The sequence below is a fragment of the Microtetraspora sp. AC03309 genome, from assembly GCF_020826795.1.
In the GTDB taxonomy this organism is placed as follows: Bacteria; Actinomycetota; Actinomycetes; order Streptosporangiales; family Streptosporangiaceae; genus Microtetraspora; species Microtetraspora glauca.
The window spans coordinates 44,705-64,577 of sequence record NZ_JADDIL010000050.1; the positions used below are offsets into that span (position 1 = coordinate 44,705).

18 protein-coding genes are annotated in these 19,873 nt (G+C 72.0%); 12 read left to right on the plus strand and 6 right to left on the minus strand.

What is annotated here, in order from left to right; translation table 11 throughout:
* The first annotated feature begins 134 nt into the window (after positions 1-134).
* A complete protein-coding gene (locus IMZ11_RS26590; RefSeq protein WP_228645166.1) occupies positions 135-1,463 on the plus strand; it encodes a hypothetical protein in 1,329 nt (442 codons plus the stop codon).
* A 124-nt stretch (positions 1,464-1,587) separates the two neighbouring features.
* Positions 1,588-2,379 carry an IclR family transcriptional regulator gene (locus IMZ11_RS26595; RefSeq protein WP_228645167.1) on the plus strand — a complete coding sequence of 264 codons (792 nt, stop codon included), beginning with the start codon at positions 1,588-1,590 and terminating at the stop codon, positions 2,377-2,379.
* A 93-nt stretch (positions 2,380-2,472) separates the two neighbouring features.
* Here IMZ11_RS26595 and IMZ11_RS26600 read toward each other — a convergent pair whose 3' ends face one another.
* Both IMZ11_RS26600 and IMZ11_RS26605 read right to left on the minus strand, forming a co-directional pair.
* Positions 2,473-4,686 (minus strand): cytochrome P450, encoded by a 2,214-nt coding sequence (locus IMZ11_RS26600; protein WP_228645168.1) that lies wholly within the window; start codon positions 4,684-4,686, stop codon positions 2,473-2,475.
* Positions 4,687-4,882: 196 nt separating this feature from the next.
* Positions 4,883-5,965 carry an NAD(P)-dependent alcohol dehydrogenase gene (locus IMZ11_RS26605; protein WP_228645169.1) on the minus strand — a complete coding sequence of 361 codons (1,083 nt, stop codon included), beginning with the start codon at positions 5,963-5,965 and terminating at the stop codon, positions 4,883-4,885.
* Between the two features lie 76 nt (positions 5,966-6,041).
* Between IMZ11_RS26605 and IMZ11_RS26610 the strand changes: the two genes are divergently transcribed.
* The 9 genes from IMZ11_RS26610 to IMZ11_RS26650 all read left to right on the plus strand — a co-directional run bounded on the left by IMZ11_RS26610 (position 6,042) and on the right by IMZ11_RS26650 (position 16,146).
* Entirely contained in the window at positions 6,042-7,511 is a 1,470-nt protein-coding gene (locus tag IMZ11_RS26610) for an aldehyde dehydrogenase (RefSeq protein ID WP_228645170.1), read from the plus strand.
* A 297-nt stretch (positions 7,512-7,808) separates the two neighbouring features.
* A complete protein-coding gene (locus tag IMZ11_RS26615) occupies positions 7,809-8,837 on the plus strand; it encodes a zinc-binding dehydrogenase (RefSeq protein ID WP_228645171.1) in 1,029 nt (342 codons plus the stop codon).
* Entirely contained in the window at positions 8,834-10,315 is a 1,482-nt protein-coding gene (locus tag IMZ11_RS26620; protein ID WP_228645172.1) for an amidohydrolase family protein, read from the plus strand. Before IMZ11_RS26615 ends, IMZ11_RS26620 begins: the two co-directional genes overlap by 4 nt.
* 96 nt (positions 10,316-10,411) lie before the next feature.
* On the plus strand, positions 10,412-11,509 hold the full coding sequence (locus tag IMZ11_RS26625; RefSeq protein ID WP_228645173.1) for a BMP family ABC transporter substrate-binding protein: 1,098 nt from the start codon (positions 10,412-10,414) through the stop codon (positions 11,507-11,509).
* 1 nt (position 11,510) lies between these two features.
* Positions 11,511-13,136 carry an ABC transporter ATP-binding protein gene (locus IMZ11_RS26630; protein ID WP_228645174.1) on the plus strand — a complete coding sequence of 542 codons (1,626 nt, stop codon included), beginning with the start codon at positions 11,511-11,513 and terminating at the stop codon, positions 13,134-13,136.
* Positions 13,133-14,311, plus strand: coding sequence for an ABC transporter permease (locus IMZ11_RS26635; protein ID WP_228645175.1), 1,179 nt, complete (start codon positions 13,133-13,135; stop codon positions 14,309-14,311). Before IMZ11_RS26630 ends, IMZ11_RS26635 begins: the two co-directional genes overlap by 4 nt.
* Complete coding sequence (locus IMZ11_RS26640; RefSeq protein ID WP_061256466.1) at positions 14,308-15,222, plus strand: ABC transporter permease; 915 nt, start codon at positions 14,308-14,310, stop codon at positions 15,220-15,222. The genes IMZ11_RS26635 and IMZ11_RS26640 overlap by 4 nt, the downstream gene beginning before the upstream one ends.
* A 52-nt stretch (positions 15,223-15,274) precedes the next feature.
* A complete protein-coding gene (locus IMZ11_RS26645) occupies positions 15,275-15,727 on the plus strand; it encodes a VOC family protein (protein WP_061256464.1) in 453 nt (150 codons plus the stop codon).
* Complete coding sequence (locus IMZ11_RS26650; RefSeq protein WP_228645176.1) at positions 15,709-16,146, plus strand: nuclear transport factor 2 family protein; 438 nt, start codon at positions 15,709-15,711, stop codon at positions 16,144-16,146. The genes IMZ11_RS26645 and IMZ11_RS26650 overlap by 19 nt, the downstream gene beginning before the upstream one ends.
* Before the next feature lie 147 nt (positions 16,147-16,293).
* Here the strand turns inward: IMZ11_RS26650 and IMZ11_RS26655 are convergent, their stop codons facing one another.
* The 3 genes from IMZ11_RS26655 to IMZ11_RS26660 all read right to left on the minus strand — a co-directional run bounded on the left by IMZ11_RS26655 (position 16,294) and on the right by IMZ11_RS26660 (position 18,628).
* Positions 16,294-17,370, minus strand: a complete 1,077-nt coding sequence (locus IMZ11_RS26655; RefSeq protein WP_228645177.1) for a TauD/TfdA family dioxygenase — start codon at positions 17,368-17,370, stop codon at positions 16,294-16,296.
* Positions 17,371-17,527: 157 nt separating this feature from the next.
* Complete coding sequence (locus tag IMZ11_RS45520) at positions 17,528-17,656, minus strand: hypothetical protein (protein WP_255707150.1); 129 nt, start codon at positions 17,654-17,656, stop codon at positions 17,528-17,530.
* Between the two features lie 138 nt (positions 17,657-17,794).
* A complete protein-coding gene (locus tag IMZ11_RS26660; RefSeq protein WP_228645178.1) occupies positions 17,795-18,628 on the minus strand; it encodes an NAD(P)H-binding protein in 834 nt (277 codons plus the stop codon).
* Between the two features lie 76 nt (positions 18,629-18,704).
* On the opposite strand from IMZ11_RS26660, the gene IMZ11_RS26665 reads away from it, so the two are divergent.
* Positions 18,705-19,301, plus strand: coding sequence for a TetR/AcrR family transcriptional regulator (locus IMZ11_RS26665; protein WP_228645179.1), 597 nt, complete (start codon positions 18,705-18,707; stop codon positions 19,299-19,301).
* 242 nt (positions 19,302-19,543) lie between these two features.
* Here IMZ11_RS26665 and IMZ11_RS26670 read toward each other — a convergent pair whose 3' ends face one another.
* A complete protein-coding gene (locus IMZ11_RS26670; protein ID WP_228645180.1) occupies positions 19,544-19,750 on the minus strand; it encodes a hypothetical protein in 207 nt (68 codons plus the stop codon).
* Positions 19,751-19,873 lie beyond the last annotated feature (123 nt).

Below are 19,873 nucleotides of genomic sequence, written 5' to 3' on the forward strand. Positions count from 1 at the left end.
ACGTGAGGGAACAGTAGGATCCGGCCGCAAACGTTGTCAAGATGCGAGATGGCATCTTGAATGGAGTTAGCATCAGTGCGATGAGGGTCCTCCGCGCCCCATCGCTGAGCCCGAGCGGAACGTCTGGAGCGCGCGTGACGACCGACCCCCTGGAACGCCTGCGGAGCGCCGCCCACGCCGCGATCAGCGGTGACCGGATCGTCGAGACGGTACGGCTGCTCGCCGCGGGCCCGAGCCCGCGCGGCGCCGAACGCGACACCGCGACCCGGCTCGCGGAGTGGGCCGGGCCGCTGTGGCCCGCCCTGTCCTTCCGCCGCGACGACATCGGGGCCTCGGGCGCGAACCTCGTCGCCACCTCGGTCCATGAGGGCGGCACCCGAAGCGGGGAGCTGCTCCTCTACTCCCATCTCGACACCTCCCTGCCCGGCGATGCCACGCGGGACCGGTGGGCGACGGGGATCGACACTCCCCCCGCTCCCCTGACCGTGACCCCCGAGGCGGGGCTGCTCGCCGGCTTCGGCCTCGGTGTCGCGCGGGCCCCGGCCGCCGCGGCCCTGGCGGGGTACACGGCCGCCGCTGCGGCGCTCCTCGACGCGGGTGTCCCGCACCGGCTCACGCTGCTGCTGGCGAGCGCGGGCACGCATGCCTCCCCCTTCGCCGCCACCACCGAGTCGGCCGCGCCGGTCGGTGTGGAGGAATACCTCCGGACACACCCGCGCCCCGAGGCCGCCGTGGTGGCCAAGTGCGGCCCGCCCGGGATCCTGTACGAGGAGCCGGGGGCGGCGTTCGTCCGGGTCCGGCTGGGCACGGGATACCGTCCGGTGCTCGCCAGGGACGCGGCGCCGCCCGAGGGTGGCCTGATCGCCCATCTGGGCGAGGTGATCGCCGTCCTGGAGCGATGGCGCGCGGAGTACGCCGCGGCCCGCGCCGGGTCCGGCGGCCAGGTCGCCGCCGAGGCCGGCATCGGCGCGGTGCGCGGCGGCCTCGCGGCCAAGCCCGACCTGCTGCCCGGCGTCGTCGAGCTGCATCTCTACGTGGTCACCGTCCCCGGCGACGACGTCGAGCGCATCGCCGCCGACATCAGGGAGGCACTGGAGGCCGGTCTGCGGGGTGGCCCCCTGGAGGGGTGCGCGCCGGTCGTCGAGGCACGCGAGGCCCATCCCGCCGGCGTCACGCCGCCGGACGCGGCCGTCGTACGGCACGCCGCCGCCGCGTGGCGGCGTGAGCACGGCGGGCCGCCCCCGCCCGTGAAGGGCTGGAAGGGCTCGACCGACGGCGTGGTCCTGCGCGGCCACGGCGTGCCCACCGTCAGGGTCGGCCCCGCCGTACGGCCGGACCCGGCGGACCCGCGCCGGGATGTGGTCGAATTGGACACTTTGCTGCGATTTGCCCGTATATACGCGGAAATCGTCTTGCGGCATGTCGTTTACGGCGAACCAGTTCTCGAACCGTCTCAGTCCTGAGAAGATCTTCACCGCCGGACCGCTCCGTCCCACCGGATGGGAACCGTATCCTTTCACAAGATGGCGTCTCGGAAAATGGAACGCGAGCCACCTCCGAGCCATCACCGCGACACGAAGGAGCCACATGGGTGACGAGACGACGCCTGCCCCTCCCGGCGCCGGGGGCGACCGGGCGGCCCCGGCGATCCAGACCGTCCAGCGCGCGGCCATGATCCTCAGCGCGTTCACGGTCAGCCGTCCCCAGCTCAGCCTCAACGAGCTGACCGCCAGCCTGGGCACGAGCAAGGCGACCGCGCACCGGTACACGAAGGCGCTGCGCGAGAGCAACCTGCTGCGCTACGACGACCGTGAGGCGCTGTACTCCCTGGGCCCGCAGATCCTGACGTTGTCCGCCGCCGCGCGGGCCGGGATGCCGGTGATCGGCATCGCCGGGCCGTACATGCAGCGGCTGGTCCGCGAGATCGACGAGACGGTCGTGCTGAGCGTCTGGGACGGCGACAGCGCGGTGGTGGTCCGGGTGGACGACAACACCGACCGCATCATCCGCGTGAGCGTGCGGACCGGCACCCGGCTGTCCCGCACCGAATCCGCCCAGGGCCGGGTCTTCTGCGCGTTCCTGCCGGAGGGCGACGTACCCGGGCTGGCCCAGGAGCTGGACGCGTCCCCCGAACTGCGCCAGGAGCTGAAGAAGATCCGCGAGGAGAACATCTCGGCCAACACGCCGTCGGTGAACGGCGTGCGCACCATCGCCGCGCCGGTGTTCCGCGACCAGGTGCCGATCGCGACGATGGCCGTCGTGGCGACCACGGACTCGGTGCCGCCGGGCAGCGGCTCCCCCGCCGCCGAGGCGCTCAAGCGCGTCACCGCCGAGATCACCACGGAGCTGGGCCGGGAGTCGCCGGACGGCCTCGCCTGAGCGGCCGGTCCCTCCCCCGCCCTCGGGGCGCGTACGGGAAGGACCGACCGTCGGGGTTCCGGCACCCGGCCCCGCAGGGGGCCGGAGGCGCCGTCAGAGGTCCAGCACCAGGCGGGGTGACGTCGAGCGGCCCACGCAGATCATCATGGTCCGGCCGGACTCCCGCTCCTCCGGGGTGAGCAGGGAGTCCCGGTGCTCGGGGGTTCCGGCGAGCACCCGCGTCTCGCAGGCGCCGCAGTACCCCTTCTCGCAGTCGTAGGAGAGCCCGGGGACGGCCTCGCGCACCGCCTCGATGATGCGCTGGTCCTCCCTGACCCGCACCGTGCGGCCGCTGCGGGCGAGATGGACGTCGAACGCGGTGTTGCCCGCGGGGTCGAACGCCACCTCCAGGTCGTCGCCGGCCGCGAACCGTTCGATGTGCAGCCGGTCGCCGACGCCGAGGCGCGCGCAGGCCCGCTCGACCGCCTCGATCATCCCCGCGGGACCGCAGCAGTAGATCGCGGTACCCGGACCCGCCGAGCCCAGGACGGCGTCCAGGTCGGGCAGGCCGTGCTCGTCCTGCGGCAGCAGCTCGGCGTGCTCCCCCGCGTGCTCCACCAGCTCGTCCCCGAACGCCATGGAGGAACGCGACCTGCCGCCGTAGACGGCGCGCAGGGGCGCGCCGTCGCGGGCGGCGGCCCGCACCATGGCCAGGATCGGGGTGATGCCGATGCCTCCGGCGAGGAACAGGTAGTCCTCGGCGGAGACGAGGGGGAAGTGGTTGCGCGGTCCCTTCACGGTGACGGTCACGCCGGCGCGGGCGAGATCGTGCAGCTCGGCCGAGCCGCCGCGCCCACCGTCCTCCCGCAATACGGCCACGCGGTAGGAGGCGCGGTCCTCCGGGTCGCCGCAGAGGGAGTACTGCCGGATGCGTCCCGACGGGAGGCGGAACTCCAGGTGCGCGCCCGGCGCCCACGCGGGCAGTGCCTCCCCGTCCGGCGCGGCCAGCGTCAGCGCCAGCACGCCGTCGGCGACGGCCTCCGCCGCCGTGATCACGACATCGAACGGCACCGCCTGCTGGAAGGCCGCCGGAGCGCCGGACGAGGAGGGCGTCCCCCTGCGGGGCCCCGGCGTGAAGACGGCGGGGATGGCGTCCCAGCCGGACTGGTTGCCCCGGGTGGGGTAGGCGACCAGGCCCTCCTCCAGCACCCTGAAGTCGGGCAGCCTGGTCAGCACCTGGGTGATCATCTCGCGGAACATGGCACGGGCCAGGTGGGCCCCGGCGCAGCGGTGCGTGCCGATGCCGAAGCTGAGGTGGCGGGTGGCGTCCCGGTCCAGCCGGATCTCGGCCGGGTCGGGGAAGACCGCCGGGTCGTGGTTGGCCGCGACCCAGGGGATCAGCACGCGCTCGCCCGCGCGCACCGGGCACCCGCCGACCTCCGCGTCGGCCAGGGCCGTACGCGCCATGGACTGCGAGGGGGCGAACGCGCGGAGGAACTCCTCGGTCGCCGTGTCCAGCAGGTCCGGCGACTCGATGAGGCGCCGGCGCTGGTCCGGGTTCCGGCTCAGGTGCACGAGGACGGAACCGGTCAGTGACGTGGTGGTGTCCACGCCGCCCGCGATGAGCAGGCCGATCACGGAGACGAGCTCGTCCTCGCCGAACGGTTCGCCGTCGGGGCGGCGCCGCGCGACGAGGAAGCTCACCGCGTCGTCCGCGGGCTCCTCGCGGCGCAGCCGTACCAGCTCGCGGATCCGCCGCTCCATGTGGACGAGGCCCTCGGCCCCGCGGCGGGCCCGGTCGCTGTCGGCGGGCGCGGCGAAGATGTCGTGGATGGGCCCGGCCAGCGGGGCCCAGTCCTCCTCGGGGAAGCCGAGCCAGTCCAGGGTGACCGCGGCCGGCAGCGGGTTGGTCAGGTCCCTGACGAAGTCGGCCGAGCCGAGCTCGACGAACGCGTCCACGACGCGCGTCGCGTGCCGGGCGATCATCGGCCGGAGCCTCTCGACGGCGTCCGGGGTGAGCAGCGGATTGATCAGGTCGCGGTACCCCGTGGAATCCGGCGGGTCCAGCTCGATCGGGTACTGCTCCAGGCCGGGCCCGCTCGGGATCACGATCGCGACCCGGTCCCTGCCCGCGGCGGCCCGCGAGGAGGAGAAGGTCGCGTCGTCACGGGCGACGCGGACCACGTCGGCGTAGCGGGTCGTGTAGACGTAGCCGCCGTGGGCCGTCGTCCGGCCGACCGGGCAGCCTTCGCGGAAGGACTCGTAGTAGGCGACCGGGTCCTCCGTGCACAGGGCGGAGTGGTGGTCGAAGTCAACCTGTCGGGTCATGGTGCACAGGCCCCACATACATGGACGACGCGCGGTGTTTCCCAGCCGCGCCACTGGGTGTCTGTGGTCCCGGGAGTCTAACCGTGCTCACTCCGCGAGACAATGTCTCGCGGAATGCGGCGATATCGCGGCGGCCCGGCTCCCGGGAGGGACCGCAGGAACGTCGGGCGCCAGAGCGTGCAGAACGTGCAGAACGTCAGAACGTCAGGACGGCTTTCGCGACCTCGCCCGCGCGTACCGCGGCGACGGCCTCGTTGATCTTCTCGAACGGGAACGCGGTCATCATCCGGTCCACCGGGAACCGGCCCGCGGCGTGCAGGTCGAGCAGCTTCGGCAGGAACACCTGCGGGACGCTGCTTCCGGCGATGATCCCGGTGATGGTCCGCCCGTTGAGCACGCTGCGCCAGTCGAAGCTCATCTCGGGGCTCGGGCCGACGCCGATGACGCCGCACCTGCCGAGCGGTCCGAGCGCCTCGACCGCCGTACGCAGGACGTCCTGCCTGCCGGTGGTGTCGATGACGTAGTCGAACCCGTGGGGCACGATCTCCCGCAGCGCGGCAGCCGAATCCGACGCCGTGGAGTCGACGGCGTGCGTCGCGCCGTAGGATCGCGCCGCCTCCAGCTTGGCCGCGTTGACGTCCACCGCCGCGACGATCCCACAGCCGCTGACGGCCGCGGCGATGATCGCGGCGACGCCGACGGCACCGGCGCCGAAGATCGCGATCGAGGAGCCGGCCTCCGGGCGCAGCACGTTGAACACTCCGCCCGCCCCGGTCTGGAACCCGCAGCCGAAGGGACCGGCGAGCGGCAGGTCGATGCCGTCGCCGATCGGCACGACCGCGCGTTCCGGCACCACCGCGTGGGTGGCGAAGGACGACTGCCCGAGGAAGTGCCCGTTGATCTCGGCGCCGTCGAGGGAGAGCGCGGAGGAGCCGTCGGGGCGGCGCCCGCTGAAGTTGACCGCGTCGAACCGGTGGCAGTACGCGGGCGAGCCGGTACGGCACGTCACACAACTTCCGCACGAGGTGAAGCTCATCGCCACGCGGTCCCCCGGCGCGACGGAGGTCACCTGGGCGCCGACCCGCTCGACGACGCCGGAACCCTCGTGCCCGAGGACCGCGGGCGTCGGGAAGAACGTGGCGAACTCCAGGTCGGTGCCGCAGATGCCGGTGCCGCTCAGCCGTACGAGCACCTCGTCCGGGCGGGGGTCGCCGAGGTCCACGTCACGGAGGGCGAACGGGCCTCCCGCTGTCTCCAGAACTGCGGCGGTGATGCGCACGAGACCTCCTCAGAGCTTTTCATAAAACGAGATGGCATCTTGACATGCAGAATATTGGCGGTCAAGGATTCCCTCCATGGCCGAACTCCTGATCCCTTCCGCCCAGCAGCTGATCGACGGCGAGTGGGCGGCCGCCCGCGACAGGGGCGAGCTTCCCGTCACGGATCCCGCGACCGGACAGACGATCCAGGCGGTGGCCCGCGCCGGACGCGCGGACGTCGACGACGCCGTGTCCGCCGCCCGCCGGGCGTTCCCCGCCTGGGCCGCCACCTCGCCGTCCGAGCGCGGCGCGCTGCTGCGCCGCTGGGCCGAGCTCATCGGCGGACACGTCGAGGAACTGGCCGCACACGAAGCCCGCGACGTGGGCAAACCGTTGTCCGGCGGCCGGATGAACGTGTACATCGCGCAGAGCATCATCGACTACTTCGCGGGCGCGGCCGACAAGCTCACCGGCGTGACCCTGCCCACCCGCACCCCCGACTACCTCGGCTACACCGTCCAGGAACCGTACGGCGTCTGCGCCGTCGTACTCCCATGGAACGTTCCCTCCGTGCTCACGGCGGCCAATGTCGCACCGGCGCTCGCGGCGGGCAACACCGTGGTCCTCAAGCCGTCGGAGGTGGCGCCGCTCGCGCCGTTCGCCCTGGCCGAGCTCGCCCGGCAGGCCGGGTTCCCGCCCGGCGTGCTGAACGTCCTCACAGGGTACGGAGCCGACGCGGGAGCCGCGCTCACCTCGCATCCCGGCGTGAACCACATCAGCTTCGTCGGCTCGACCGCCACCGGCCGCGCGATCATGCGGGCCGCCGCCGAGAACCTGGTGCCGGTCAAGCTCGAACTGGGCGGCAAGTCGCCCAACGTGCTCTTCGCCGACGCCGACATGGACGTGGCGATCCCCGCGATCGTCGGGTCCATCACCGAGAACGCCGGCCAGAACTGCTACGCCGGGTCCCGGCTGCTGGTGGAGGCGTCCGTCAAGGACGAGGTCGTCGAGCGGGTGGCCGCCGCGATGCGCGCCGTCCGCATCGGCCCCTGGGACGCGGACCTCGACATGGGACCGCTGGTCAGCGAGGCGCAGTACCGGCGGGTGCTCGGCTTCCTGGAGGAGGCTCCGCGCGAGGGCGCCCGCCTCGTCACCGGCGGCGGCCCCGCCGGGCAACGGGCGGGGGGACGGCCGGACGGCTGGTTCGTCGAGCCCACGCTCTTCGACGACGTGGATCCCGGCGCCCGGCTGTACCGGGAGGAGGTCTTCGGCCCCGTGCTCGCCGTACAGGCGTTCTCCGGCACCCGGCAGGCGATCGAGATGATGAACGACACCGACTTCGGCCTGCTCGCGTGCGTCTGGACCAATGACGTGTCGCGTGCGCTGCGACTGGCCGGGGAGGTGCGCTCCGGGCAGGTGTCGGTGAACCAGTTCGCCGACGCCGGGGTGATCGGCTTCCCGTTCAACATGCAGAAGGACAGCGGCTTCAGCCGGGGCGGCGGCCACGGCGCGATGCGGGAGTACACCCAGGAGAAGGCGGTCGCGATCCGCCTCCTGGAGCGCTGACCGGGGGCCCCGGCCCCGTGTCCACACCGGCGTCCGCGCCGGTGCCGGTACCGGTGTTCGCGCCGGTGCCGGTACCGGTGTCCGTACCGGCGGCGTCACTGTGTAACCCGCGCGGAACCGTTCCGACATGCGTGTATCCCCTCCCGGCGACCCGCGTGTAACAAGCGCGTGACGTGCGGAGCCAGATGCCGTCGGGGCATTGACACGCTACCGGAGCGGTAGCAGAGTACGTCGCATTGCGAGCCACCGAATCACAATGCGAGATGGCATCAACATTGGCGATCCGTGGAGGGTAGCGTGCGAGCACTGGTCCAGACGGCCTTCGGAGGCCCGGAGGCGGTGGCCGTCCAGCGGGTCCCCGAGCCCGAACCCGGTCCGCACGACGTGGTCGTCCGAGTGGCCGCCTGCGCGCTCAACCGCCTGGACCTTCTCCAGCGGCGCGGCCCCGGGATGCTCCCCGGCTTCAGCCTGCCGCACATCGCCGGCATGGACATCGCCGGGCACGTGGTGGCGACCGGCGCCTCCGTCACGTCGCGGGCCGTCGGCGACCGTGTGGTGATCGACCCCACCGTGGGCTGCGGCTCCTGCGCGCACTGCCTGGCCGGAGAGCGCGGACACTGCGCGGCGCTGCGGGTCATCGGCGGCAACGCCCCTGGAGGCTACGCCGAGTTCGTCGCCGTGCCGGCCGATCTGGCCCACCCGGTGCCGGAGCACGTCGGCCTCGACGAGGCCGCGGCGCTGCCGACACCGTGGAGCACCGCCTGGCAGGCGACGTACCGCGTGGGCGAGGTCGGTCCGGACGACTGCGTCGTCGTCCAGGCGGCGGCCAGCTCGGTCAGCATCGCCGCGATCCAGCTCGCCAAGCAGGCCGGGGCCCGGGTCGTCGCGGTGGCCAGCACCGACGAGAAGCTCGCCGCCGCCGCAGGCCTCGGCGCCGACCTGCTGCTGCGCGGCGACGCCCCGATCTCCGGGCCGGTGCGCGACTTCACCGGCGGCCGCGGGGCCGACGTGGTCCTCGACCACGTCGGCGCCGCCACCTGGCAGCGCTCGCTCGACTGCCTGCGGATCGGCGGCCGGCTGGTGATGTTCGGCAACACGACGGGCGACGAGGTCTCCCTCTCGCTGGCGAACGTCTACCACCGCGGCCTGCGGCTGCTCGGATCCGGCGCCTACACCGCCGACGATTTCTCCCTCATGCTGGACACGTACTTCTCGGGTGGCCTGCGCACCCTCGTGGCCGCCGAGTGCGGGTTCGAGGAGCTGCACCCGACCTTCGGCCGGGGCGACTCCCGGTCGCTCGTCGGCCGGGTCCTGGTGCGGCCATGACGGCACCTGACACGACACCCGACACAGCACCCGTCACGGCACCCGTCACGGCACCCGTCACGGCGTCCGCGCCCGGGGACGGCCACGCGGACCTGCTCGTCGTGGGCGGCGACGTGGTGACGATGGCCCCCGGACGCGAGGTGGTCACCGGAGCCACGATCGCCGTGGCCGCCGGGCGTGTCGCCGCGATCGGCCCGGCGGACGAGCTGCGGGCCCGATTCCCCGGCGCCCCGGAGCTGGACGCGCGGGAGTGCGTGGTGATCCCCGGACTGGTCAACGCGCACCAGCACACGACCGCCGATCCCCTGGTACGCAGCATGATCCCGGACGACATCGCCTCCGAGGAGGCGATCTTCGGGTGGATCGTTCCGCTGCACGACCAGGTCACCGGCGACGACGACGAGCTGTCGGCGACCCTGACGGCCGCCGAGTCCCTCCTCCGCGGCGTCACCACGATCCTGGAGCCCGGTACGGTCGCCCACCCGCTGAGGGTGGCGACGGGCCTCGCCTCGGCCGGGATCCGCGCCCGCGTCGGCCGCTGGGGCTGGGACGTGCCGGGTGTCGCCCACGCGCTGCCCGCCGCGGAGAGCCTGGCCCTCCAGGAGGAGACCGTACGCGCTCTCCCGCCGGGCGGGACCGTCACCGGCTGGGTCACCCTGGTCGGGCACGACCTGGCGAGCGACGAGCTGTTCGTCGGCGCGGCGGAGCTGGCCGAGCGGCTGGACGTGGGGCTGACCTGGCACATCTCCCCCAGCGCCGCCGACGCGCGGGCCTACGCGGAGCGGGCGGGCACCCGGCCCGTGCTGCACTTCCGGCGGCTCGGCGTGCTGGGTCCCCGGCTGCTGCTCGGCCACGCCGTCTGGCTGGACGACGCCGAACTCGACGCCGTCGTCGAGACGGGTACGGCCGTCGCCTCCTGTCCCGGGGCGTACCTGCGGCTCGGCCAGGGATATGGCCGGGCAGGACGGCACGGGGAACTGGTCCGCCGGGGCGGCAGGGTCGCCCTCGGCTGCGACTCCCACAACGCCGGTGACGTGCCCGACCTGCTCGGCGCGGCGCGGTTGCTCGCCGCGCTGGAGCGCGACCGGGACGAGGCGCCCGTCCTGCGCGCCGACCAGGTCTTCGCCCTGGCGACGATCGACGGCGCCGAGGCGGTCGGACTCGGCCACCTCGTCGGCTCGATCGAGGTCGGCAAGGCCGCCGACCTGGTCGTACTCGACACCCGGGACCTGTCCTGGACCCCCAGGGGCGACCTCGCCACGCACCTGGTGTGGGGCGCGCCGACGCACACGGTCCGCGACGTGCTGGTCGACGGCAAGGTCGTCGTCCGCGACCGCGGGCTCACCACCGTCGACACCGGCGCGCTGCGCCGCGAGGCCGCCGAGCGGTCCGCGGCGCTGCTGCGCCGGGCCGGCCTGGACGTACCGCACCGCTGGCCGTCGATCCCGGCGGCGGCGTACTCCCGAAGATCATCCTGACCACACCCCCTGAAGATCACTGCCCGGAATCACGACCCGACAACTCCCCTACGAACTCCCAGCAGATCGAGCCCCCAGAAGATCGAGAGGATCGTTATGGCCGGAAACTACCGAGCGGGCAAGGCCGCCGGTGCGATGATCGCCTGCCTCGGCACGATCGCCCTGGCCGGATGTGCCGGCAACGACGCGACCGCGGCGAAGGCTCCGGCCGCGACCGCCGGCAGCACCTCGGGCGGCGGCACCCAGGCCGGCCAGCCGGACGTCAACGGCGACGGCAAGGTCGTCATCGGGGTGCTCAGCCCCGGCGACATCAACGACGGCGGCTACTACCAGAGCTTCGTCGACACCGCCGAGAAGTACGCCACGTCACAAGGCTGGACGCTCATCAAGCGGGGCAGCGTGAACACCAGTGAGGCGCTCAGCGCCGCGCGGGCGCTCTGCCAGCAGAAGGTCGACATGGTGGCGCTGGGCGCCTCGGAGCTGAGGGACGCGATCCCCGCCTCCGAGGAGCCGGTCTGCGCCAACACGGCGTGGTACGTGCCGTCCGCCGACAACATCCCGCAGACGCCGAAGATCATGCTCTCCGTCGACGACGCCAACCAGAGCCTGCTGGCCGCCGGGTACGCCGCCGGCCTGCTGCTGAAGGAGCGCGGCGACACCAAGGCCGGTTTCATCACCGGTCCCGAGGTCGACTTCACCACCTCGGCGGTGCGGGCGTACCGCGCGGGCATCCGCCTCGTGATCCCCGACGCGAAGGTGGTGACGACCTTCACCGGCGACCTCAACGACTCGGCCAAGGCCAAGGAGGCGATGCAGGCGCAGATCAGCCAGGGCGTCAAGGTGGTGTACCCGTACCTCGGTGGCGCCACGAACGCCGCCACGGAGCTGGCCAACGCCAACGACGTCTACACCCTCACCCCGGGCACCGACCAGTGCGCCTCCACCAAGCCCAAGTTCGACGTCTCCGTGCTGTTCAGCCCGGGCGACTACTTCGCCTCCGCGCTGGAGAGCTTCGCCGCGGGCAAGCTGCAGATGGGCGTCAAGAAGGTCTGGCAGCTCGGCGTCGACCCGTACCCGACGGTGAAGCTGTGCGGCGACAAGCCGGAGGTCAAGGAGAAGCTCGACGCGTTCATCGCCGACGTCGGCGCCAACAAGTTCGACCCCGCCGCGGAAGTCAAGAGGCTCGGTTCCTGAGATGACAGATGACGAGCGGGCGAGGGAGCTGACCCCGCCATCGGCCCCCGCTCTGCGGCTGCGGGGCATCAGCAAGCGCTACGGCCCGGTCGTCGCCTCCGACAACGTGGATCTCGACGTGCACCACGGCGAGATCCACGGTCTGCTCGGAGAGAACGGCGCGGGCAAGTCGACGCTCATGAAGATCCTCCTGGGGCTGGTCCAGCGGGACTCCGGGACGATCATGCGCGGCGAGACGCCGGTGGACGTCCACAACCCTCAGGCGGCCGTGGCGCTGGGCATCGGCATGGTGCACCAGCACTTCAGCCTGATCGACGCGCTGACCGTCTGGGAGAACGTCATCCTCGGCGACACCGGGAAGATCGACCGCGCCGCCGCGTGCCGCCAGGTGGAGGAGGTGTCCCGGCGGTACGGCCTGCCGATCGACCCCACCGCCCGCGTCGACCGGCTCTCCGCCGGAGAGCGGCAACGGGTCGAGCTGATCAAGTGCCTGCGCCGGGACCCGTCGGTGCTCATCCTCGACGAGCCGACCTCGGTGCTGACGCAGGCCGAGTCGGCGGAGCTGTTCACCGTCCTGCGCCACGTCGTACGCGCAGAGAACCGCGCGGTGATCCTGATCAGCCACAAGCTGGCGGAGATCACCGCGGCCACGGACCGGGTGACCGTGCTGCGCAAGGGGAAGGTGGTCTTCCACAGTGAGACCTCCGCGACCATGCCGCCGGAGCTGGCCCGCCAGATGGTGGGGCGGGACGTCTCGCTGCGGGCCGAGGGAGCCGCACTCGGCATGCTGCCGGTGGACGGCGCCCCGGCCCCCGCGGACCCCGGCACCGGCACCGGCACCGGCACCGGCACTGGCACTGGCACCGACGCGGCGGCGCCCGGGACGGCACCGGCGCTGCGGCTGCGCGATCTGACGGTGACGATCGACGGCGTGGCCGTCCTGTCCGACCTGAGCCTGGACGTCGCCCCCGGCGAGATCGTCGGTCTGTACGGCGTCGAGGGCAACGGCCAGTCCACCCTCGGCGACCTGCTCTCCGGGCTCGTCCTCCCCACCTCGGGGACGGTCGAACTCGCGGGGCGTCCGGTCGAGCTGGACCGGCCCGGGGCGCTGCACCGGGCCGGTCTCGGCATCATCCCGGAGGACCGGCACAGCTCCGGCGTCGTGCTGGACATGAGCGTCGCCGAGAACCTGGTGATGAAGTCCATCGGCGACGTCAGCGGCCGCGGTTTCATCAGCCGACGCAGGATGCACGCCATCGCGCGCCGCCTCGCGGCGGAGTTCAACATCGTCACCCCGTCCATGGACACGCCGGTCCGGAGCCTGTCCGGAGGCAACCAGCAACGGGTCGTCCTCGCCCGCGAGCTGTCGGCCGGGCCCGGCGTCCTCATCGCCGCGCAGCCCACCCACGGGCTGGATGTGGGGGCCATCGAGGACATGTACCAGCGGTTGCGGGACGCGGCGTCAGGAGGTGTGGCGGTGTTGCTGATATCCACCGAGCTGGAGGAGGTCATGGCTCTGGCGTCCCGGATCGCGGTGATCTCCTCGGGACGGATCACCGGCGTGCTCTCCACAGGGGAGGCCACGGCGGAGCGGCTCGGCATGCTGGTGGGCGGGGTGGCCGCGTGACCGCCTCCTCTCCCGCCGTCCCCTCGGGGACCGGCCGCCGCCTGCTCCGCCACCTCAACCCCGGCCCGTACGGCTGGCAGACCACGGCGGCGACCGTGCTCGCCCTGCTCGTGGCGCTCGCCCTCTCGTCCGCGCTCATCGCGATCACCGGGGGCTCGCCCGCCGCGTCGGTCCAGGCCCTGTTCCAGGGCAGCATGGCGGACTGGACGGCGTGGACGTCCACGCTGCTCTACATGGCTCCGCTGCTGCTCGTCGCGGTCGGCGCCTGCGTCAGCGCGCGCTCCGGCCTGTTCAACATCGGACAGGAAGGCCAGGTGCTCATCGGCGCGCTCGCCGCGGCCTGGGTCGGCCTGCGCCTGGCGATCACCGGCCCAGTGCTGCTGGTGGTCATGCTGGCGGCCGCCGCGCTGGCCGCGGGCGCGTGGGCGGGCCTCAGCTCGCTCATGTACCGGCTGCGCGGGGTCAACGTCGTCGTCAGCACGATGCTGATGACCTTCGTCGCCCAGCAGGTCGTCGCGTACGCGGTGAACATGCCGTGGCTGCTGCAGGAGTCCCGGGTCGGCAACGCGCCGGTCTCGCCGCAGTCCAACCCGCTGCCTCCCTCGGGCCTGCTGGGCTCGTTCGGCGAGTACCCCGACCTGCAGATCAACGGCGGCCTGATCCTCGCGGTGGTCGCGGCCGTGCTCGTCGCGGTGGCGATCACGCGCACTCCCTGGGGCTTCCGCCTCACCATGCTCGGCCGCAACCCCCTCGCCGCCAAGCACGCGGGCGTACGCGTCAACGCGCTGGGCGGTGCCGCGCTGGCGATCTCCGGGGCGCTGGCCGGCCTCGCCGGGGCGGTCCTGCTGGCCAGCCCGGTGGGAGTCAACCGGCTCCAGCCGGGCATAGCGATGAACATCGGCTGGGACGGCCTGCTGGTCGCCCTGGTCGCGCGCAACCGGCCGCTGGCCGCCATGCCCGTCGCCCTGCTCTTCGGCGTGCTGCGCTCGGGAGGCGGCTTCCTGGCGGCGACCGGGGTGCCCTCGTTCCTGGTGGACGTGGTCAAGGCGCTGCTGGTGCTCGCCTTCGTCGCACCGCCCGTGGTCGTCGCCCTCGTCAGGCGGCGCCGTTCCAGCGACCGAACGGCGGGATCCCGCCGTGAGGCCACTCCCGTCGCAGAGGAGGCGATCGCGTGAGCGCCGCCGACGACATCTCCACGATCCTGTCCAGCGGGATCCGGCTCACGGTGCCGCTGGCCTTCGCCGCCTGCGGCGAGTACCTCGCCGAGCGGGCCGGGACGATGAACATCTCGCTCGAGGCCATGATGCTGGGCGCCGCGTTCGGCTCGGTGGCCACGGCGTCGGCGACCGGCAGCGCCACCACCGGACTGGTGGCGGGTGTGCTGATCGGACTGCTGATCGGCTTCGTGCACGGGAACCTCGCGCACCGCCTGGAGGTCAACACGTTCGTGGTCGGTCTGGTGCTGAACGCCCTCGTGCTGGGGCTGACCAGCTTCCTGATCACGATCAGCTCGTTCGACTCCCACCAGGTGTCGCAGGTGAGCGTCCCGTGGCTGCGGGACATCCCCCTGATCGGCCATCCGCTGTTCGTCGAGCGGTGGCCGGTATACCTGCTGATCCTCGTCATCCCGCTGACCTGGTGGCTCGTGGAGCGCAGCAGGTGGGGGCTGGAGCTGCGGGCCGTCGGCGAGCAGCCGCAGGCCGCCGACGTCACCGGCATCCACGTCAACCTGCGCCGCCGCCAGGCGCTGCTGTGGTGCGGCGCGCTGGCCGGCCTCGGCGGCGCCTACCTGGCGGTGGGCGAGGTCGGCTCGTTCAACCAGAACATGACGGCGGGGCGCGGGTACATCGTCATCGCGGCGGTGATCTTCGGCGCCTGGCGGCTGGGCCGCACGCTGCTCGGCTGCGTGCTCTTCGGCCTGGCCGACGCCATGCGCCTCGCGCTTCCCGCCCTCGGCCTGACGCTGAACTCGCAGCTCCTGGTCGTCGCGCCGTACCTGCTCGCGCTGCTCGCGATGCTGGTCTTCGCGACCAGGAACCGCGAACCGAAGGCGCTCGGGCAACCGTTCGTACGGGGTTCCACCTGACGGACGGCACCATGACCCACCCCTTGATGGATCAGACAAATCGGAGGAAGAAATGAGCGGTCTGTCCCAGGCACGCTGGACGCACGTGGCGCTGCCGACCGGCGACCTCGACAAGGCGATCGACTTCTACACGGCGCTGACGCCGCTGGTCGTCGTGGAGCGGTTCCGGGACGCCGACGGTGAGAGCGCCTGGTTGTCCAACGACAAGCAGGTCGAGACGCCGATGGTGCTGGTGCTCGTGTCCTTCAACAAGGACAAGGGCGGGCAGCTCGGGCTGTTGACGCCGTTCGCGCACATCGGCATCGAGGTGCCGGAGCGCGGCGACGTGGACGCGATCGCCGAGCGGGCGCGCGACCTGGGCTGCCTGCACTGGGAGCCCAGGGACATGCCCGACCCGGTCGGCTACATCTGCGCCCTGAAGGACCCCGACGGCAACGTCATCGAGATCTCGCACAACCAGCAGGTGTTCGACACGGTGCGCAAGCTGTGGGCGAACCCCTCCTGAGCTCCGAACTCACCCGGGCCGCGGTCGCGCGGTACGTCGCCGCGCTGAACGCGCACGACGCCGACGCGATCGCGGCCTGCGTGAGTCCGGACTTCGTCAACGAGCACACGTCCACGCTCGGCCGTGACGTCACCGGCCGCGATCGCTACCGCACGAACCTCACGGGGTTCCTGGCCGACTTCGCGGACCTGCACTACGCCGTCGAGGACCTGATCGTGGAGGACGGCCGGGCGGCGCTCGCCTACCAAATGTCGTTCACGCTGGTCTCCGCCGGGCGCAAGCCGGTCCGGATACGCGGCGTCTTCCGCTTCCGGGTGGGCGCGCACGGCCTGATCACGCACCGTACGGACTACTGGGACAGCGGCGAGGTGCACCGGCAGCTCACCGAGCCGTCGACACCGTCGGCACCGTCGGCCTAGGAACACGTACACGAGATGCCCTGGGGACCGTTCCCCAGGGCATCTCCGTTTGGGGAGAAGCGGCCGGGACCGGCCGGGCGGACAGACGGGAACGGCCGACAGGGGGGCGATCCCTGTCGGCCGTTCCGTCGCGGGCCGGACCAGCGGTCAGTTGCCCCAGTCCTGGTTGGGCACGACCGCCTCGGCGATGTGGAAGGCGCCGCCCTCCACCAGCTTCTTCTCCTCGGCGCCGCGCGCCTTCACGACGTTCTTGCCGAAGCCGTCCACGAGCGGGCGGCCCACGTCGCGCTTGAGCCAGAGGCGGAGCAGGTGGCGGCGGCGCTCCGGCTCCGGCCAGTCGATGTACTCGGTGCGCGAGTGCAGGGCGGCGTAGTTCAGCAGCCACTGGACGTCACCCGGCTGGAAGTCCATGTCGAGCGCGAGTCCGGGCTCCTGGGTGATCTCGTCGTAGAGGTTCAGCAGCTCGATCTGGTCCTCGGTCAGCCGCGGCACGCCGTCGTACTTCTGCGCGGAGAAGATCATCGTGCTGCCCGCGTACGTGCTGAAGATGCCGTCGACGTAGCTGCAGATCGGGGACACGTAGGTCTCGGACAGCGCGTCCGGGTCCTGGCCCCGCCAGTCCCAGTGCCAGGGCTCGAACAGCAGGGGGGCGAGGTCGGGCCGACGGCGCAGGATCTCGTTGTAGATCGTCGTACCGCTCACCAGGCTGCTGGCGCCGCCCTCCTTCGAGGCGCGCAGGCACATCAGCGCGACGACGTCGGAGCTGTCGGAGTGGAACGGCAGCCGGTCGCGCACCCGCGACGGCAGCGCGCCCGGGTCGTCCAGCGTCTTGTTGGACGTCGCGATGACGTGGTCGAGCACGTTGCCGAGCTGGTTCTGCTCCATCGGCGTGCCGAGGTGCAGGCCCATCACGAAGAAGATCGCACCTGCCAGCGCGTCGCCGTACTCCTCGGTGCGCAGACCGCGGATCAGGACGAACCCGCGCCCGGCGTCCATCTGCCGCGCGCACTCCTCCATCAGACCGGTCGCGGCGGACAGCGGATAGTCGGCCGCGACCACGGTGCGCAGGTCGGGGTCGTCCGCGACGAACTTACGGCCGACCTCCTCGAGCTCCTCGCGCTCCGCGTCGCTGAGGAGGTAGATCCATTCGGTGGATCCGGCCAGCTCGTCGCCACGCCATGCGGACGGGCCGGTGATCGGGGACAGGGAGACCTCTGTGGTCATGATGATGCACTCCGAGTACTTTGGGGGTCGCGTCTCAGAAGGGCGGTGACAGCTCGAAAAGGCCGTCACAGCCGGGATGCGGGAGTCCGGACAGGCGAGGACGGCGGACGACGCCGCGGGACCGCTCGTGCGGCGCCGCTCGCCTCTGATGCGGAGATCAGAAAGGGGTCTGCGGATCTCCCGCGGCGGTGCCCGGGCGCATGCCCTTCCGCGGCGGGCGGACTCGCATCGGTTCCTCCCAGCCGGACAGGATCGCCCCGAAGCCGGGTACGGCAACGTGGATCATGGCGCTCTCCTGCGGGTGGTCGTCTTTCCGCCACGCTAAACCTGTGCCAAAGGTTCCGTCAATAGAGATGACGTCTCGCATTCCGCTACATGGGTAGGGGTTGAGCGCCCCGGCCGGCCGCGACATCAGCGAACGGCATCAGCGAAAGGCCGCGGCGTTGCGCCTGGCCCAGTCGACAAAGGTGCCGGGGGCGCGACCGAGGATCTTCTCGACGTCGGGGCTGACGGTCTGCTCCCGGACGGTCGGGGTGCCGAGGATGTCGAGGGTGGTGTCCGCCACCGGGGCGGGCATGAAGGTGAGCATCTGGGCGCGGGCCTCCTCTCGGGTCTGGTCCACGAAGGTGACGGGCTCGCCGATGGCGTCACCGATGGCGGCCGCGCGGCCGCGCGCGGTGATCGGCGCGGGGCCGGTCAGTTCGTAGATCGCCTCCGCGTGGCCCGGCCGAGTCAGGGTGACGGCGGCCACGGCGGCGATGTCGTCGGGATCGATGACCGGGAGGCCGACCTCGCCGAAGGGGGCGGCGGCCGTACGGGACGTTTTGATGGACGGCGCCCAGGCGTAGGCGTTGGAGGCGAAGCCTCCGGGCCGCAGGATGGCCCACTCGGCGCCGGAGTCCATGACGGCCTGCTCGTAGGCGGCGAACGCCCGGCCGTGCGACAAGGAGTCCGGGCGGGTGGCCACCCCCTGGGAGGAGAGCAGGACGATCCTGCCCGCGGCCGCCAACGGGGCGACGACCCGGACCGGATCGCCGACCATCATCAGCTCTCCGCCGACCAGCAGGAAGACCGCGTCCGCCCCCGAGAACACGTCGGCGGGCGGCTGCGAGAGGTCGGCGGCGACCGCGCGGACGCCGGACGGCACGTCGGCCTGCGCCATCCGGCGGGAGACCGCGGTCACCTCGCGACCCTGTTCGGCGAGGATGCGGACCAGCGTACGGCCGACGTTCCCGGTGGCACCGGTGACAACGATCATGAGAGGCCCTTCCAGTTGTTAGTTAGTGGACTGACTAAGAAGGACCCTAACACATGAGAGGCATATAGTTAGTCAGGTGACTGACTTGAAAGAGTCCGGCCGAGTCCGGGCGGCTGACGCCAAGCGGCGGCGCCTCATGAGGGCCGCGGCGGAAGTCCTGCACCGGCAGGGTGCCGAGCGCACCACCATCGCCGACATCGCGCGGGTGGCCGACGTCCCCGCCGGCAACGTGTACTACTACTTCAAGACCAAGGACGATCTGGTCGCCGCCGCGCTCTCCGAGCACGCGCGGCAACTGGAACTGCTCACCGGCCACCTGGACCAGCTCGCCGACCCCCGCCTGCGCCTCAGAAGCCTCATCGAGACCTGGATGGGCCAGCGCGACCTCGCCGCCCGCTACGGCTGCCCTACCGGCACCCTCGCCGTCGAACTGGACAAGCGCGACGAGGGCGGCCTCGACGTCGAGGCGGGCAAGGTCATCCGGCTACTGCTCGCCTGGGTGGAGCGTCAGTTCCGCGAGCTGGGCCAGCCGGAACCAGACGGCCTGGCCCTGACGCTGGTGGGCGCCTATCAGGGCATGTCCCTGCTGGCCAACGCCCTGCGGGACCCGGGGGTCATGGACCGCGAGGGCGCCCGCCTGCTCGCCTGGCTCGACTCCCTTGGTGCCGCCTGAAGCCGCCGCGCCGTACCTGGAACAAAAGGCCCGCGTATCGCGCGCGCATGAGGGCTCGCGCATGAGGGCTCGCGCATGAGGGCTCGCGCATGAGGTACGGCGCGGCGGCGCGCCCACCTCTTGACCGCCACCTCTTGACCGCCACCGCTTGACCGCCACCGCTTGACCGCCGCCGCTTGACCGCCGCCGCCCCGGCCACAGACGCGGAGCCGGGGGCGGTCATCACGGCATCGCGCGGCTCATCACTCCGAGCGCAGCGACATCGCCGCGTACTCGACGCGGTCCTCCTCAAGCAGCGACACCTGCTCGACGCCGGAATCCAGCAGCTCCCGCCAGTTCTCCCCGAGCCAGGACTCGGCGTCGGCCTGGCTCGTGAAGATCTCCCTCGGCAGGTCCCGGTTGGTCACCTCGCCACCGTTCGCATCCTCGTAACGCCATCGCCACGTCATGACTTACGCTCCTTTTCCGGGTCCGGCCGACGCCCGCCCCGGCCGCGATCCGGTGGTTCGCGATCTCCGAGCAGGTCCCGCCGACCATACAACCGCTCAGGACGGCGATCCTTCCAGTACGTA